13 protein-coding genes are annotated in these 15,862 nt (G+C 61.4%); all 13 read left to right on the top strand.

What is annotated here, in order from left to right:
• Positions 1–7: 7 nt before the first annotated feature.
• The 13 genes from FPB55_RS07730 (at position 8) to fliG (ending at position 15,758) form a co-directional block, all read left to right on the top strand.
• Positions 8–1,570 (top strand): flagellar hook-associated protein 3, encoded by a 1,563-nt coding sequence (locus tag FPB55_RS07730; protein WP_144187913.1) that lies wholly within the window; start codon positions 8–10, stop codon positions 1,568–1,570.
• Positions 1,571–1,921: 351 nt separating this feature from the next.
• Entirely contained in the window at positions 1,922–2,851 is a 930-nt protein-coding gene (locus FPB55_RS07740; RefSeq protein ID WP_054881822.1) for a ketoacyl-ACP synthase III, read from the top strand.
• Positions 2,852–3,255: 404 nt separating this feature from the next.
• Positions 3,256–4,728, top strand: a complete 1,473-nt coding sequence (locus tag FPB55_RS07745) for a flagellin (RefSeq protein ID WP_054881823.1) — start codon at positions 3,256–3,258, stop codon at positions 4,726–4,728.
• Between the two features lie 76 nt (positions 4,729–4,804).
• The gene (locus tag FPB55_RS07750) at positions 4,805–5,155 is read left to right on the top strand and encodes a flagellar protein FlaG (RefSeq protein WP_054881824.1); all 351 of its coding nucleotides are present in this window, start codon (positions 4,805–4,807) and stop codon (positions 5,153–5,155) included.
• An 83-nt stretch (positions 5,156–5,238) separates the two neighbouring features.
• On the top strand, positions 5,239–6,627 hold the full coding sequence (fliD, locus tag FPB55_RS07755) for a flagellar filament capping protein FliD (RefSeq protein ID WP_144187915.1): 1,389 nt from the start codon (positions 5,239–5,241) through the stop codon (positions 6,625–6,627).
• Positions 6,628–6,752: 125 nt separating this feature from the next.
• Positions 6,753–7,154 (top strand): flagellar export chaperone FliS, encoded by a 402-nt coding sequence (fliS, locus tag FPB55_RS07760; RefSeq protein WP_054881826.1) that lies wholly within the window; start codon positions 6,753–6,755, stop codon positions 7,152–7,154.
• Positions 7,123–7,464 carry a flagellar protein FliT gene (locus FPB55_RS07765; protein ID WP_047149861.1) on the top strand — a complete coding sequence of 114 codons (342 nt, stop codon included), beginning with the start codon at positions 7,123–7,125 and terminating at the stop codon, positions 7,462–7,464. The genes fliS and FPB55_RS07765 overlap by 32 nt, the downstream gene beginning before the upstream one ends.
• Before the next feature lie 169 nt (positions 7,465–7,633).
• Positions 7,634–9,109, top strand: coding sequence for a transcriptional regulator FleQ (fleQ, locus tag FPB55_RS07770; RefSeq protein ID WP_144187917.1), 1,476 nt, complete (start codon positions 7,634–7,636; stop codon positions 9,107–9,109).
• A gap of 384 nt (positions 9,110–9,493) precedes the next feature.
• Positions 9,494–10,711: an ATP-binding protein gene (locus FPB55_RS07775; RefSeq protein WP_054882221.1), complete on the top strand. Its 1,218-nt coding sequence runs from the start codon at positions 9,494–9,496 to the stop codon at positions 10,709–10,711.
• Complete coding sequence (locus FPB55_RS07780; protein WP_029887010.1) at positions 10,711–12,066, top strand: sigma-54 dependent transcriptional regulator; 1,356 nt, start codon at positions 10,711–10,713, stop codon at positions 12,064–12,066. Before FPB55_RS07775 ends, FPB55_RS07780 begins: the two co-directional genes overlap by 1 nt.
• A gap of 553 nt (positions 12,067–12,619) precedes the next feature.
• The gene (fliE, locus tag FPB55_RS07790) at positions 12,620–12,952 is read left to right on the top strand and encodes a flagellar hook-basal body complex protein FliE (RefSeq protein WP_003254438.1); all 333 of its coding nucleotides are present in this window, start codon (positions 12,620–12,622) and stop codon (positions 12,950–12,952) included.
• A 15-nt stretch (positions 12,953–12,967) separates the two neighbouring features.
• Positions 12,968–14,746, top strand: coding sequence for a flagellar basal-body MS-ring/collar protein FliF (gene fliF, locus FPB55_RS07795; RefSeq protein WP_054881272.1), 1,779 nt, complete (start codon positions 12,968–12,970; stop codon positions 14,744–14,746).
• Positions 14,739–15,758: a flagellar motor switch protein FliG gene (gene fliG, locus FPB55_RS07800; RefSeq protein WP_003254434.1), complete on the top strand. Its 1,020-nt coding sequence runs from the start codon at positions 14,739–14,741 to the stop codon at positions 15,756–15,758. Before fliF ends, fliG begins: the two co-directional genes overlap by 8 nt.
• The last annotated feature ends 104 nt before the right edge of the window (positions 15,759–15,862 follow it).

Consider the following 15,862-nt stretch of genomic DNA (forward strand, 5'->3'; position numbering starts at 1 on the left):
GACTATCGTGCGTATTTCCACTGCTCAGTTCTATGAGGCCAGCGCCAGTAGCTACTCCAAGAACTTCTCCAGCATGAACAAGACCAACGACCAGGTGACTTCGGGTATCCGCATCCAGACAGCGGCTGATGACCCGGTCGGTGCTGCGCGCCTGTTGCTGCTGCAACAGCAGCAGTCGTTGCTGGACCAGTACAGCGGCAACATCAATACGGTCAGCAATGCGCTGCTGCAGGAAGAGAGCGTGCTCTCCACCATCAACGATGCGATGCAGCGCGCCAGCGAGTTGGCGATCCGCGCCGGTGGCGCCGGCGTCACCGACTCCGATCGCGTGGCCATCAGTACCGAGTTGAAGGAAATCGAAGCCAACATCTTCGGCCTGCTCAACTCGCGCGACGCCAATGGCGACTACATGTTCGGCGGCTCGAAAAGCACCACGCCGCCTTACGTTCGTAATTCCGATGGTACCTACAGCTACCACGGTGACCAGACCCAGCTCAGCCTGCAGGTCTCCGATACCCTGAACCTGGCCACCAACGACACCGGTTTCAGCATCTTCGACTCGGCCAGCAACAAAAGCCGCACCCAGTCGAGCTTGCTGGTGCCCGCCACCGACGACCACGTGGTCGGCGTATCGTCGGGGCTGTTGACATCGAGCACCACCTACAACAACAGCTTCACGGCGGGCCAGCCCTACAAGCTGACCTTCACCAGCGCGACCCAGTACACCATCACCGACGCCAGCGGCAGGGACATCACCTCCGAAACTGCCACCAACGGGACCTTCGACAGCAACACCGAGGGTGCCAACAAGATTGCCCTGCGTGGCGTTGAGTTCGAAATCACCGTCACCCTGGAAGAGGGCGCCGATGCCGATGCGGCCGTGGCGGGGCGTGAGTTCTCGCTGGAAGCGCGTCCGGACTCGTTCAATGCCACCCGCAACGGTAGCAACAGCTCCAGCGCCCAGATCACCGGCAGCAGCGTTACCGATGAAACCGCCTACCGCAGTACCTTCCCCAGCAATGGTGCGGTGATCAAGTTCACCGGCCCCGGCGCCTATGAGCTGTACGCCCAGCCATTGACCGCCGATAGCAAGGCGATTGCCAGCGGCACCTTCACGGCGCCTTCGCTGACGGTGGCCGGGGTGACCTACGAGATGTCCGGCTCGCCAGAGGCCGGTGACCAATTCGCGATCACCGCCAATACCCACCAGAACCAGAACGTGCTGGAAACCATCAGCCAGTTGCGTGCTGCCCTGGATACCCCGGTCACCGGCACGGGCGAAGCCAACGCACTGAAAGACGCGGCTGCCTCGGCCATCGCCAACCTGGCCAGTGCCCGCGAGCAGGTCGATATTACCCGTGGCTCGATTGGTGCTCGTGGTAACTCGCTGGAGATCCAGCGGCAGGAGAACACCAGCCTGGGCCTGGCCAACAAGACGACCCAGAACGCCATCGGCAACACCGACATGTCGCAGGCTGCCATTACCCTGACCTTGCAGCAGGCCATGCTGGAGGCCTCGCAGCTGGCCTTCTCGCGCATCTCGCAGTTGAGCCTGTTCAACAAACTCTAAGCTGGCTTTTCGATCGCTGGGGCCGCTTTGCGGCCCTTCGCGGGCTTGCCCGCTCCCACAGGGCATTCGCAGGCCTTCAAGCACGCGCAAAACCTGTGGGAGCGGGCAAGCCCGCGAAGGGGCGCAAAGCGGCCCCAGCTTTTATGCCCGCGAAAACCCAGTCCCCGCACCCTCTGCAAGGCTTTCGTAGCATTTCAATGTGACCAATGAGTCAAAACGGTCATCTTCCCTGTATTCTATGCAGCAGCTGTTGCAGCATTTTGTTACCGGTGCGCAGGCGAGCGCTGCCGGTATTTGGCGCCCTCAATTCATCGAGTGGTGGTCTTTGGCTGTTTTCATTGGGAAGCCAGAATGATTGGCATCAAAAGCATCGCGAGTTACGTGCCTACCGCTGGCCTGGACAACTATGTCCAGGGTGCGAAGTTCGGCAAGGACGAAGAGTTCATGTTCGGCAAGATCGGCGCCTCTTTCCTGCCGCGCAAGGCCGCAGAACAGGAAACCTCCGACCTGTGCGTAGAAGCCGCCCAGGCCCTGTTCGCCAGCAACCCTGACCTGGATCCGCAGTCGATCGATGCGTTGATCGTGGTTACCCAGAACGGTGACGAAGAAGGCCTGCCGCACACCGCTGCCATCGTTCAGAGCAAGCTGGGCCTGTCTACCCGGGTAGCGGCGTTCGATGTGTCGCTGGGCTGCTCGGGCTATGTGTATGGCTTGTATGCGATCAAGGGCTTCATGGAAGCGGCAGGGCTGAAGAATGGCTTGCTGATCACCGCCGACCCTTACTCGAAGATCGTCGACCCGGAAGACCGTAACACCACCATGCTGTTTGGCGACGCCGCCACGGCCACCTGGATGGGCGAAGACGCGGTCTGGAAGTTGGGCCAGGCGCGTTTCGGCACCGACGGGTCCGGCGCTGAACACCTCAAGGTCAGCGATGGCAAGTTCTTCATGAACGGCCGCCAGGTATTCAACTTCGCCTTGATCAAGGTGCCGGCGCACCTGCATGAGTTGCTGGACGCCAGCGGCCTGCAGTCATCGGATATCGACGCCTTCTGCATCCACCAGGGTAGCGCGGCGATTGTCGACGCGGTCGCGCGCCGTTTCGAAGAGCAGCACCCCGAGAAGTTCGTCAAGGACATGCTCGAAACCGGCAACACTGTGTCGTCCAGCGTGCCACTGCTGCTGCAGAAGCACATGCTCGATGGCAGCTGGAAGCGCGTGGCGATCAGCGGCTTTGGCGTAGGCCTGTCGTGGGGCTCGGCCATTCTCTATCGCGACTGACCCTCAGTCCGTTCCCAAAAGCGCCCGGCGGCCACCGCCCGGCGCTTTTTTTATTCCTGAACCAACAGGCACGGGCCTCACCAGGTCCCTGTGGGAGCGGGCATGCCCGCGAAAAAATCAACTCGGTGGATGGCACCGGCATCGCCGGTGTTCGCGGGCGCGCCCGCTCCCACAGGGGAGGGGGCTGGCAATGCCATTAAGCCAGTTCAGCAGCGGAATTTGACGCCAATAAACCGCCCTTAACCCCTTGATTTCTCAGGGCTGGCCTCCTGCCAGCATTTTTTTTTCGAAAAAACCCTCAAGCAACTCGCGCACCCGACGATAACTATTACGAAGGTTCTCTAGGCCAATCCGGCGGTTGCCAAGGCCGGAAGCCGCAGTACCCATCCAACGAGGATTTCGTCATGGCTTTAACTGTAAACACCAACATTGCGTCGATCACCACCCAGGGCAACCTGACCAAGGCGAGCAACGCCCAGACCACTTCGATGCAGCGTCTGTCCTCGGGTCTGCGTATCAACAGCGCTAAAGACGACGCTGCCGGCCTGCAGATCGCCAACCGTCTGACCAGCCAGATCAACGGCCTGGGTCAGGCTGTGAAGAATGCCAACGACGGCATCTCGATCGCCCAGACCGCTGAAGGCGCGATGCAGGCTTCGACCGACATTCTGCAAAAAATGCGTACCCTGGCCCTGTCCTCGGCTACTGGCTCGCTGAGCGCCGAAGACCGCAAGTCGAACAACGATGAATATCAGGCTCTGACCGCTGAGCTGAACCGTATTTCCGATACCACCACCTTCGGTGGCCAGAAGCTGCTGGACGGTTCGTACGGCACCAAGGCCATCCAGGTCGGCGCCAACGCCAACGAAACCATCAACCTGACCCTGGACAACGTTTCGGCCAAGAGCATTGGTTCGCAGCAGATCAAAAGTCTTGCCGTTACTGCAAGCCCGACGGGCTTGGAGGCAAACACTATTACAGTGACCGGTAATGGTCAGAATACCGACGTTGCAATCAAAGCTGGCGACTCCGCCAAGGCCGTTGCGGCTAGCCTGAACGGCGCGATCGGGGGCTTGACTGCAACCGCAAGCACCGAGGTTAAGTTTGCTGTAGATACAACTAAATTCACCACAACGGATCCATCGGCCAATTTCTCGATGACTGTTGGTGGACAGACTGTAGAGTTTGTCGGTGTGACTGACACCGCTAGCCTGGCCGATCAACTGAAGTCTAACGCTGCTAAGCTGGGCATCAGCGTGAACTATGACGAATCCAAAGGTGGTTCGCTGTCGATTAAATCGGATACCGGTGAGAACATCGAATTCAGTGCTGCAGATAAAGGCTCTGTAGATGCTTTGACTATGAACGTCAAAGGCGGCGATGGTAAGTACGGCACCGCAGCTATCAAGATGCAGGAGGCTGATGCTACAGCTACTCCTCCTGTTACCGGCAAAACTGTAGTGACTGGCGCAATTTCTCTAGATTCTGCCAAGGGCTACTCTCTCACCGGAGCGGGTGTTACCGGCTTGTTCGATACTGGCGCATCTGTTACTTCTCAGAAGACCTCCATTTCTGAAACTAACGTGACTGATGCCACCACTGCCCAAAACGCATTGGCAGTTATCGACAAGGCCATCGGCTCCATCGACAGCGTCCGTTCGGGCCTGGGTGCTACCCAGAACCGTCTGCAGACCACCGTCGACAACCTGCAGAACATCCAGAAGAACTCCACCGCTGCCCGTTCCACCGTGCAGGACGTGGACTTCGCTTCGGAAACTGCCGAGCTGACCAAGCAGCAGACCCTGCAGCAGGCTTCGACTGCGATCCTGTCGCAGGCCAACCAGCTGCCGTCCTCGGTCCTGAAACTGCTCCAGTAATTCAGGCGCCTGAGTAAAGGGTGAAAGGGCGCGTTTACGTGCCCTTTTGCCGTTTTTGACATGAGGATTTCGAAACATGGACATGAGTGTCAAGCTGAGCCAGGTGTATCCGTCTGTGTTACCCCAGGCGCCAGTAGCTGATCGCGATCCTGCTGCACCTGCCAAAGTGCAGGAAGTAGCTGCCCCCGAAAAACAGCCGCACTCGCTCGAAGACCTGGAAAAGGCGGTTGGCGAGATTCGTGATTTCGTCCAGTCGAGCCAGCGCCAGCTGGACTTTTCCATTGATGATTCCACCGGTCGGGTAGTGGTCAAGGTAATTGCCACCCAGTCCGGCGAGGTGATCCGGCAACTTCCGTCGGAACTTGCGCTGAAACTGGCGCAAAGCCTCAGTGAAGCCAGCAGCCTGCTGTTCGATGATCAGGTATAGGCTGGCACGATTTTTGTTGCTGTTGATGAATTGATGGATTTTTCCGCCAGGGATTCGGCAGCTACTGAACAAGGAGAGCAATGATGGCAGGTACAACAGTCAGCGGTATTGGCTCGGGCATCGATACCCAGGCGATCGTCGAATCCCTGGTGGCCGCGCAAAAAGCGCCCAAGCAGGCGCAGATCAATACCCAAACGCTGAAGGCAACCACCACGTTGTCCTCGATCGGCAAGATTCAGGCGGCCCTGGATGCGTTCCGCGGCGCCTTGACCAACATGACCGACACCAACAGCTTTGGTGGCCTGAGCCTGAAGTCTTCGGATGAGAAGGTCGCTACCGTGACCATGGGCACGGGGGCTGCCAACGGCTCGTTCAAGCTGATAGTGGACAAGCTGGCGACCGCGTCGAAGGTGTCGACCAAGGTTTACGCCAATGGTGCGGGCTCGGTAGTCAACCCCGGCAAAACCCCGACCACCTTGACCATGACGCAGAATGGCAAAGCCTACGATCTGAGCGTTCCGGCCGGTGCAACCTTGCAGCAGGTGCGCGACAGCATCAACAGCCAGTTTGGTGTGGCGGGCCTGAGTGCCAACGTGCTGACGGATGCCAACGGTTCGCGGCTGATTGTTACCTCAACCAAGATGGGCGAAGGCTCCGACATTACGCTTTCGGGCAATTCGGGTATCGATACCGGTTATACCGTGGTCGAAGAGCCGGCGGACGCCGAGTATACGCTCGACGGTGTCGCGATGAAGTCCAAGACCAACGACATCAATGATGCCGTCAGCGGGCTCAATATCAAGTTGGTGGGCACATCGCCGACCAGTACGACGAGTGGTGAAAAAACAGCGACCATTCTCTCGCTGACCACCAGTTCCGCCACATTGAAGTCAGGCCTCAAAGGTTTCATCGATACCTACAATGCCCTGCTCACGGTGATGAACGCAGAAACCAAGGTCACCAAGAATGCCGATGGCACCATGACGGCTGCGGCGCTGACCGGTGATGCCACGATGCGCACGCTGATGACTTCCATTCGTGAGGAACTCAATGCGGTGTCGGGCAACGGTACGCTGAAGTCGTTGGCCGCATTTGGTGTAACGTCTGCCCAGGATGGCGGTGCGCTAAGCCTGGACGACAAGAAGTGGGACAAGGCTGCAACCAACAATGCGGCAGATCTGACCAGCATTTTCAATGGCAAGGACGGCCTGCTGGCGCGCCTGCAAAAGGTCACCGAGCCGTTCGCCAAGGCCAGTACCGGTACACTTGCCGCACGCTCCCAGGTGCTCAGTGAAAGCCTGACCAAGCTCAAGACCGAGCAGGACACCCTGGACGCCCGCATGGAAGCGCTGCAAAAAAGCCTGCAGGACAAGTACAACAACATGGATACCTTGGTCACGCAGTTGCGTCAGCAGCAGAACTCGGTACTCAGCACGCTCAACGCGTTGAACAAGTCGAACAGCGACGATTGATCCATGAGCATTGCATGAAGCCTGGGCACAGTGCCCAGCTTCATGTCATCGGCCGGTAAAGTTTTTCTCGATCCGCCCGATACAAGGAATATCTCCCCTAAGCCTGCCCGTCACGAGGTCGCAAGATGAATCCCATGAGAGCCCTTCGTCAGTACCAGAAGGTCAATTCCCATGCCCAGATTTCCGAAGCCACGCCGCATCGCCTGGTGCAGATGCTGATGGAGGGAGGTCTCGATCGGATGGCCCAGGCCAAGGGTGCCATGGCGCGTGGTGACATCGCCGAGAAGGGGCTGATGCTGGGCAAGGCGATCGACATCATCATCGGCTTGCGTGACGGCCTGCAGCCCGATAAGAGCGAAAACCCCGAGTATGTGGAAAACCTCGACGCCCTCTATGTATACATGACCAACCGGCTCATGCAGGCGAATGTCGACAACGATGCCAGCATCATCGACGAAGTTGCGCAACTGCTGATTACCGTGAAAAGCGGTTGGGATGGCATTGCCGACGCCCAGCCCGCCAGCTGACGGCAAGGAGATTAACGTGAACGCACTGCAACGCCTCGATGACACCTGCGATGCCCTGATCGGCGCTCTTGGTGAACGTGACTGGGACGCTATTGCCAAGTTGGATGTGGCATGTCGCACCTGCATCGACGAGGTACTGGAAAACCACACGATGGACCAGGGGTTGCTGCGCGAAAAGCTGGAAGGGGTTTTGGAGGTCTACCGCAACCTCATCGATGTGACAACCGGTGAACGCCAGGCAATTGCCGAAGAGATGATGCAGATCAACCAAGCAAAAAATGCTTCAAAGGTATATCATCTCTTCAGGTAAGATGCGCACAACATTAGAAAAGGCGCCATAAATTTGACTGTATGGCCCTTTTTGACTTAACTAGTGGCTGTTTTCGAATTCCAGACGTCCGAACACTGACCATTCAGTCGGAATGATGTCGAGCATGCCCCTTGCAGGGTGCCGATATGACTAGGGAAGTTGCTATTGCATGTGGCGTGAAACCAAGATCCTGCTGATCGATGACGACAGCGCGCGCCGCCGCGACCTCGCGGTGGTGCTGAACTTTCTCGGCGAAGAAAACCTCGCGTGCGCCAGCCACGACTGGCAGCAGGCGGTGGAGCCTTTGGCCTCCAGCCGTGAAGTGCTGTGCGTGCTCATCGGCGCTGTAAACGCCCCTGGCAATGTGCTTGGGTTGCTTAAGACAGTGGCTGCATGGGATGAGTTCCTTCCAGTTTTGCTTTTAGGTGAAATTTCTTCCGCAGAGTTCCCGGAAGACCTTCGCCGCCGCGTGCTTTCCAACCTGGAAATGCCGCCCAGCTACAGCCAGTTGCTGGATTCGCTGCACCGCGCCCAGGTCTACCGCGAAATGTATGACCAGGCGCGTGAGCGCGGCCGGCAGCGTGAGCCCAACCTGTTCCGCAGCCTGGTGGGCACCAGCCGGGCCATCCAGCATGTGCGGCAGATGATGCAGCAGGTGGCTGATACCGACGCCAGTGTGCTGATCCTGGGTGAGTCAGGCACCGGCAAAGAGGTGGTCGCGCGCAACCTGCACTACCACTCCAAGCGCCGCGAAGCGCCGTTTGTGCCGGTCAACTGCGGCGCGATCCCAGCCGAGTTGCTGGAAAGCGAGCTGTTCGGCCACGAGAAGGGCGCCTTCACCGGGGCGATCACCAGCCGTGCCGGGCGTTTCGAACTGGCCAACGGCGGTACCCTGTTCCTCGACGAAATCGGCGACATGCCGTTGCCGATGCAGGTCAAGCTGCTGCGCGTGCTGCAGGAGCGCACCTTCGAGCGCGTGGGCAGCAACAAGACCCAGAGCATTGATGTGCGCATCATTGCCGCTACGCACAAGAACCTCGAGAACATGATCGAGGACGGCACCTTCCGCGAAGACCTGTACTACCGGCTGAACGTGTTCCCCATCGAGATGGCACCGCTGCGCGAGCGGGTGGAAGACATTCCGCTGCTGATGAACGAGCTGATCTCGCGCATGGAGCACGAGAAGCGCGGTTCCATTCGCTTCAACTCCGCTTCGATCATGTCGTTGTGCCGGCACGGCTGGCCGGGCAACGTGCGTGAGCTGGCCAACCTGGTCGAGCGCATGGCGATCATGCACCCGTACGGGGTGATTGGCGTGTCCGAGCTGCCGAAGAAGTTTCGTTACGTCGATGACGAAGACGAGCAGATGGTCGACAGCCTGCGCAGCGACCTGGAAGAGCGCGTGGCGATCAATGGCAATACGCCGAATTTCGGCAGTCATGCGATGCTGCCGCCTGAAGGCCTGGACCTGAAGGACTACCTGGGTAGCCTGGAGCAGGGCCTGATCCAGCAGGCGCTGGACGATGCCAACGGTATCGTTGCGCGCGCGGCTGAACGTTTGCGTATTCGTCGCACCACGTTGGTGGAGAAGATGCGCAAGTACGGCATGAGCCGCCAGGGGGGCGAGGAGCAGGCGGAGGATTGATGGGGGCGTCGGGGTGTTCACCTCGACCTTTCTAGTGCCTGTTAGATCGAGCGCCGCCCGCGCGGCGCATCGCGAGCTGGCGCTCGCTCCTACGTTTGTTTCGGGCCAGTGAGGCCTGTGACAGGCGCGCGCGACCGCCTTGTTCGTACGACGCGATATTGAGCCATGCGCCAAGGCATTCGCGCGCAAATCCCCCAGGAATAATTGGCCCGAAACAAACGTAGGAGCGAGCGCCAGCTCGCGATGCGCCGCGCGGGCGGCGCTCGATTTGCGCCCCCGCCATAAATCTCAAGCCAAGCGTTATGCCCCCATCCCCGGCACGGCTATTGCTACACCGCTGGCACCACACCGTTTTTATGACGGTCAGCCACGCGAGAGAGCACGATGCCCCAGGCCGCCAAACTATCCCGAGCCCCCGGTCCGCAGGGGCATACCCCGGTCGAGCAGGACAGCCGCCAGGGTATCGAGCACACCTTCGCCCTGTTCAATCAGGTGTCCAGCCAGCTGAGCCAGTCCTACAGCCTGCTCGAAGCCCGGGTCAGCGAGCTGAAGGGCGAACTGGCGGTGGTCAGCGCCCAGCGCATCGACGAACTGAGTGAAAAGGAACGCCTGGCCAACCGCCTGCAGAACCTGCTGGACCTGCTGCCTGGCGGGGTGATCGTGATCGATGGCCAAGGCCTTGTGCGTGAAGCCAACCCGGCCGCCTGCCAACTGCTCGGCGAGCCGTTGCTCGGCCAGCTGTGGCGCCAGGTGATCGCCCGCAGCTTTGCACCGCGCAAGGACGACGGCCATGAAGTCTCGCTACGCGACGGCCGCCGCCTGTCCATCGCCACCCGTTCCCTGGACGCCGAGCCTGGCCAGTTGGTGCTGCTCAACGACCTGACTGAAACCCGACGCCTGCAGGACCAGTTGGCGCGCCATGAGCGCCTGTCGGCGCTGGGGCGCATGGTCGCCTCGCTGGCGCATCAGATCCGTACCCCCTTGTCGGCAGCCATGCTCTACGCCAGCCATCTGGCCGACAGCGCGCACGCACTGGATGCCGAAACCCGCCAGCGCTTTGCCGAGACTTTGAAAGAGCGCCTGCACGAACTGGAACACCAGGTGCGCGACATGCTGGTATTCGCCCGTGGCGAGCTGCCGCTGGGCGATCGGCTCACCCCCAAGGCCCTGTTCCAGGCCTTGCAGCAGGCCGCCCAGGCCCACGTGCAGGGTCACGTCGTGCGCTGGCAGTGCGACAGCCACCTGGGTGAGCTGCTCTGCAATCGGGACACCTTGGTGGGTGCCTTGCTCAACCTGATCGAGAACGCCTTGCAGGCCAGCGAAGGCCCGGCGCGGTTGAAAGTGCACCTGTTCCGCCGCCAGCGCACCCTGCACCTGTGCGTGAGTGATGCCGGCAGCGGCATCGACGCCAGCTTGTTGGCGCGCCTGGGTGAGCCGTTTCTGACCACCAAGGCCACCGGCACCGGCCTGGGGCTGGCGGTGGTCAAGGCGGTGGTGCGGGCGCACCAGGGCAGCCTGAGCCTGCGCTCCAAGGTCGGTCGTGGCACCTGCGTGCGGGTCGAGCTGCCGTTGATCGACGGGCAATTGGCGGAGGGCGTGTAATGGCGATCAAGGTGCTGCTGGTCGAGGATGACCGCGTATTGCGCCAGGCCTTGGGTGACACGCTGGCAATCGGCGGCTTTGCCTACCAGGCAGTCGGCAGTGCCGAGGAAGCCCTGGAGGCCTTGCACGATGGCGCCTTCAGCCTGGTGGTGAGCGATGTGAACATGCCCGGCATGGATGGCCACCAGTTGCTCGCGCAGTTGCGCCGCCAGCAACCACAGTTGCCGGTGTTGTTGATGACCGCGCATGCGGCGGTCGAGCGTGCGGTGGAGGCCATGCGCCAAGGGGCTGCCGATTACCTGGTCAAACCGTTTGAGCCCAAGGCGCTGCTCAGCCTGGTCGAGCGGCATGCGGCCGGCCGGGTCACGGGCGAAGAGGGGCCGGTGGCCTGCGAGCCGGCTAGCCGCCAGCTTCTGGAGCTGGCTGCGCGCGTGGCGCGCAGCGATTCCACCGTGCTGATTTCCGGTGAGTCTGGTACGGGCAAGGAAGTGCTGGCGCGCTACATTCACCAGCAATCCCCACGGGCGGCCCAGCCCTTTGTGGCGATCAACTGTGCGGCGATCCCCGACAACATGCTCGAAGCCACCTTGTTCGGGCACGAAAAGGGCGCCTTTACCGGTGCCATTGCTTCCCAGCCCGGCAAGTTCGAGCAGGCCGAGGGCGGCACCTTGCTGCTCGACGAAATTTCGGAAATGCCCATGGCACTGCAGGCCAAGCTGTTACGGGTGCTGCAGGAGCGCGAGGTAGAGCGGGTAGGCGGGCGCAAGCCGGTCAGTCTCGACATTCGGGTATTGGCCACGACCAACCGCGACCTGGCTGGCGAGGTGGCCGCGGGGCGTTTCCGTGAAGACCTGTATTACCGGCTTTCGGTATTCCCCCTGGCCTGGCGCCCGTTGCGCGAGCGCCCTGGCGACATTTTGCAACTGGCCGAGCGCCTGCTGGCGCGGCATGTGGCGAAGATGAAGCATGCCCCGGTGCGCTTGTCGGCGCAGGCACAGGCCTGTTTGCAAGGCTACGCCTGGCCGGGCAATGTCCGTGAACTGGACAACGCCCTGCAGCGGGCGCTGATTCTGCAGCAGGGCGGGGTGATCGAAGTGGCGGATTTCTGTCTGGCAGGCGCCATTCCCTTGTCAGCTGGCAATGAGCCATTACCGACAGCCGCCGCTGAAGCCAGCGGCCTGGGGGATGACATGCGCCGCCACGAGTACCAGATGATCATCGATACCCTGCGCGCCGAGCGTGGCCGCCGCAAGGAAGCCGCCGAACGGCTCGGCATCAGCCCGCGCACCCTGCGCTACAAACTGGCGCAGATGCGCGATGCCGGGTTTGACGTCGAGGCCAGCTTGTTCGGCTGACAGGCCCAGTTCGAACGCGCGACGCGGCCTGTGTGGGAGCGGGCGCGCCCGCGAAGAATCCAACGCGCTGCATGGCACCGGCTGCGCCGGTGTTCGCGGGCAAGCCCGCACGGGGATCGCATCAGGGCTGACAGGTGTTTGCCACAAGGTATGCAGCGCCTGTTAGAGCGAGCGCCGCCCGCGCGGCGCAATCGCGAGCTGCGCTCGCTCCTACGTTTGTTTCGGGCCAATTATTCCTGTGGGATTTGCGCGCGAACGCCTTGGCGCATGCCTCAAAATCGCGTCGTACGAACAAGGCGGCCGCGCGCATCTGGCACAGGGGTTACTGGCCCGAAACAAACGTAGGAGCGAGCGCAGCTCGCGATGCGCCGCGCGGGCGGCGCTCAATCTCACAGGCACTTAAGATGCAGCGGCTACCCTTGCCAGGAACCATAGAATCTCCCACAGGGGTGTGATGTTGCCTGAACGATAGAGGCTGGCACCTTTGTTGCTTTACGTAGGCTATTCGCTGCATGGGTGTCAAAAAAATGCGGCCGCAGGAGAGAGAAGGGTCATGAGCCAAGGTGTTGAATTCAATCGTCTGATGCTGGATATGCGCGCCATGCAGGCCGACGCCATGTCGCTGCCCAAGGTCACCGCTGCCCCCGAGCTGGCGCCCGGTCAAAGCACCTTTGCCGACATGCTCGGCCAGGCCATTGGCAAGGTGCATGAAACCCAGCAAGCCTCGACCCAGTTGGCCAACGCCTTCGAAATCGGCAAGAGCGGCGTCGACCTTACCGACGTGATGATCGCTTCGCAGAAAGCCAGCGTGTCGATGCAGGCCATGACCCAGGTACGCAACAAGCTGGTCCAGGCGTACCAGGACATCATGCAGATGCCGGTTTGAGGACGGATGTAACCCATGGCTGAAGCAGTCGTCGATAACGCCCCCGCCAAGGCTGGTTCGCCAGCGGCCAAGCCGCCGCTGTTCGGCATGGCGTTTCTGGAAAACATCGCGCAGATGCCCGTGCTGCGGCAGGTCGGCCTCATGGTCGGCCTGGCGGCCAGCGTGGCGATCGGCTTTGCCGTGGTGCTGTGGTCGCAGCAACCCGATTACCGTCCGCTGTACGGCAGCTTGTCGGGCATGGACACCAAGCAGGTCATGGACACCCTGGCTGCGGCCGACATTCCGTACAACGTCGAACCCAATTCTGGCGCCTTGCTGGTCAAGTCCGATGACCTCGCCCGCGCACGCCTGAAACTGGCCGCGGCGGGCGTGGCACCAAGCGACGGCAACGTGGGCTTCGAACTGCTCGACAAGGAGCAGGGCCTGGGCACCAGCCAGTTCATGGAGGCTACCCGCTACCGCCGCAGCCTGGAAGGCGAGCTGGCGCGCACCGTGTCGAGCCTGAACAACGTCAAGGCCGCCCGCGTTCACCTGGCCATTCCGAAAAGCTCGGTGTTCGTGCGCGACGAACGCAAGCCCAGCGCTTCGGTACTGGTCGAGTTGTACCCAGGCCGCGCCCTGGAGCCCGGGCAAGTGATGGCTATCGTCAACCTGGTCGCCACCAGCGTGCCGGAGCTGGACAAGTCACAGGTCACCGTGGTGGACCAGAAGGGCAACCTGCTGTCCGAGCAGATCCAGGATTCTGCGCTGACCCAGGCTGGCAAGCAGTTCGACTACAGCCGCCGGGTGGAAAGCATGCTCACCCAGCGTGTGCACAACATTTTGCAGCCGGTGCTGGGCAACGACCGCTACAAGGCCGAAGTGTCCGCCGACCTGGACTTCAGCGCGGTCGAGTCCACTTCCGAGCAGTTCAACCCCGACCAACCAGCGCTGCGCAGTGAGCAGTCGGTTGATGAGCAACGTGCCAGCAGCCAAGGCCCGCAGGGCGTGCCTGGGGCGCTGAGCAACCAGCCGCCCGGTGCGGCCACGGCACCGCAGACCACCGGTGGCGCCGCCACCCCGGCAGCGGCCATTCAGCCTGGGCAACCGCTGGTCGATGCCAATGGCCAGCAGATCATGGACCCGGCCACCGGCCAGCCGATGCTCGCGCCGTACCCGTCGGACAAGCGTCAGCAAAGCACGAAGAACTTCGAGCTGGACCGCTCGATCAGCCACACCCGCCAGCAGCAAGGGCGCATGACCCGTCTGTCGGTGGCCGTGGTGGTCGACGACCAGGTCAAGATCGACCCGGCGACTGGTGACACCACCCGTGCCCCGTGGGGCAGCGAAGACCTGGCGCGCTTTACCCGCCTGGTGCAGGACGCCGTTGGTTTCGATGCCAGCCGTGGCGACAGCGTGACGGTGATCAACGTGCCGTTCGCGGCCGACCGTGGCGAGGAAATTGCCGACATCGCCTTCTACCAGCAGCCGTGGTTCTGGGATATCGTCAAGCAGGTGTTGGGCGTAGTGTTCATCCTGGTGCTGGTATTCGGTGTACTGCGGCCGGTGTTGAACAACATTACAGGGGGCGGCAAGCAAGCTGCCCCGGATAGCGACATGGAGCTGGGCGGCATGGTGGGTCTGGATGGCGAACTGGCCAACGACCGCGTCAGCTTGGGTGGCCCGACAAGCATTCTGCTGCCTAGCCCAAGCGAGGGTTACGAGGCACAGCTCAACGCAATCAAAGGCCTGGTGGCCGAAGACCCGGGCCGTGTTGCCCAGGTCGTGAAAGAGTGGATCAACGCCGATGAGTGATAACCGAGCCGTTACCGCCAAGCTGAGCCGCGTGGACAAGGCGGCGATCCTGTTGCTTTCGCTGGGTGAAACCGATGCGGCGCAGGTGCTGCGGCACATGGGCCCCAAGGAGGTACAGCGGGTAGGTGTGGCCATGGCGCAGATGGGCAATGTGCACCGTGACCAGGTCGAGCAGGTGATGAGCGAGTTCGTCGACATTGTCGGCGACCAGACCAGCCTGGGCGTGGGCTCCGATGCCTATATCCGCAAGATGCTCAACCAGGCGCTGGGCGAGGACAAGGCCAACGGCCTGGTCGACCGCATCCTGCTGGGTGGCAACACCAGTGGCCTGGACAGCCTGAAGTGGATGGAGCCGCGCGCCGTGGCCGATGTGATCCGCTACGAGCACCCGCAGATCCAGGCCATCGTGGTCGCCTACCTCGACCCCGACCAGGCCGGCGAGGTACTGAGCAACTTCGACCACAAGGTGCGCCTGGACATCGTGCTGCGCGTGTCGTCGCTCAACACGGTGCAGCCAGCAGCCTTGAAGGAATTGAACCAGATTCTGGAGAAGCAGTTCTCGGGCAACTCCAACGCCGCGCGCACCACCCTGGGTGGCATCAAGCGCGCCGCCGACATCATGAACTTCCTCGACAGCTCCGTGGAAGGCGCGTTGATGGACGCGATCCGCGAAATCGACAGCGACCTGTCGGAGCAGATCGAAGACCTGATGTTCGTCTTCAACAACCTGGCCGATGTCGACGACCGCGGTATCCAGGCGCTGCTGCGCGAGGTGTCGTCGGACGTGCTGGTGGTATCGCTCAAGGGTGCCGACGAGCGCGTCAAGGACAAGATATTCAAGAACATGTCCAAGCGTGCCTCGGAGCTGCTGCGCGACGACCTGGAGGCCAAGGGCCCGGTGCGGGTCAGCGATGTGGAAACGGCGCAAAAGGAAATCCTCACCATTGCCCGGCGCATGGCCGAAGCCGGCGAGATCGTGCTTGGCGGCAAAGGCGCCGAGGAAATGATTTAAGCGGCAAGCTACAAGCGGCAAGCTACAAGAAACAGCAGCCCTTGCGCAGCCTGCTTTTTCTTCAAACTTGCCGCTTGAAGCTTGCCGCTATGACCCACAGGCAT

Origin of the sequence: Pseudomonas sp. BJP69, assembly GCF_007633355.1 — a bacterium.
Lineage (GTDB): Bacteria > Pseudomonadota > Gammaproteobacteria > Pseudomonadales > Pseudomonadaceae > Aquipseudomonas > Aquipseudomonas juntendi.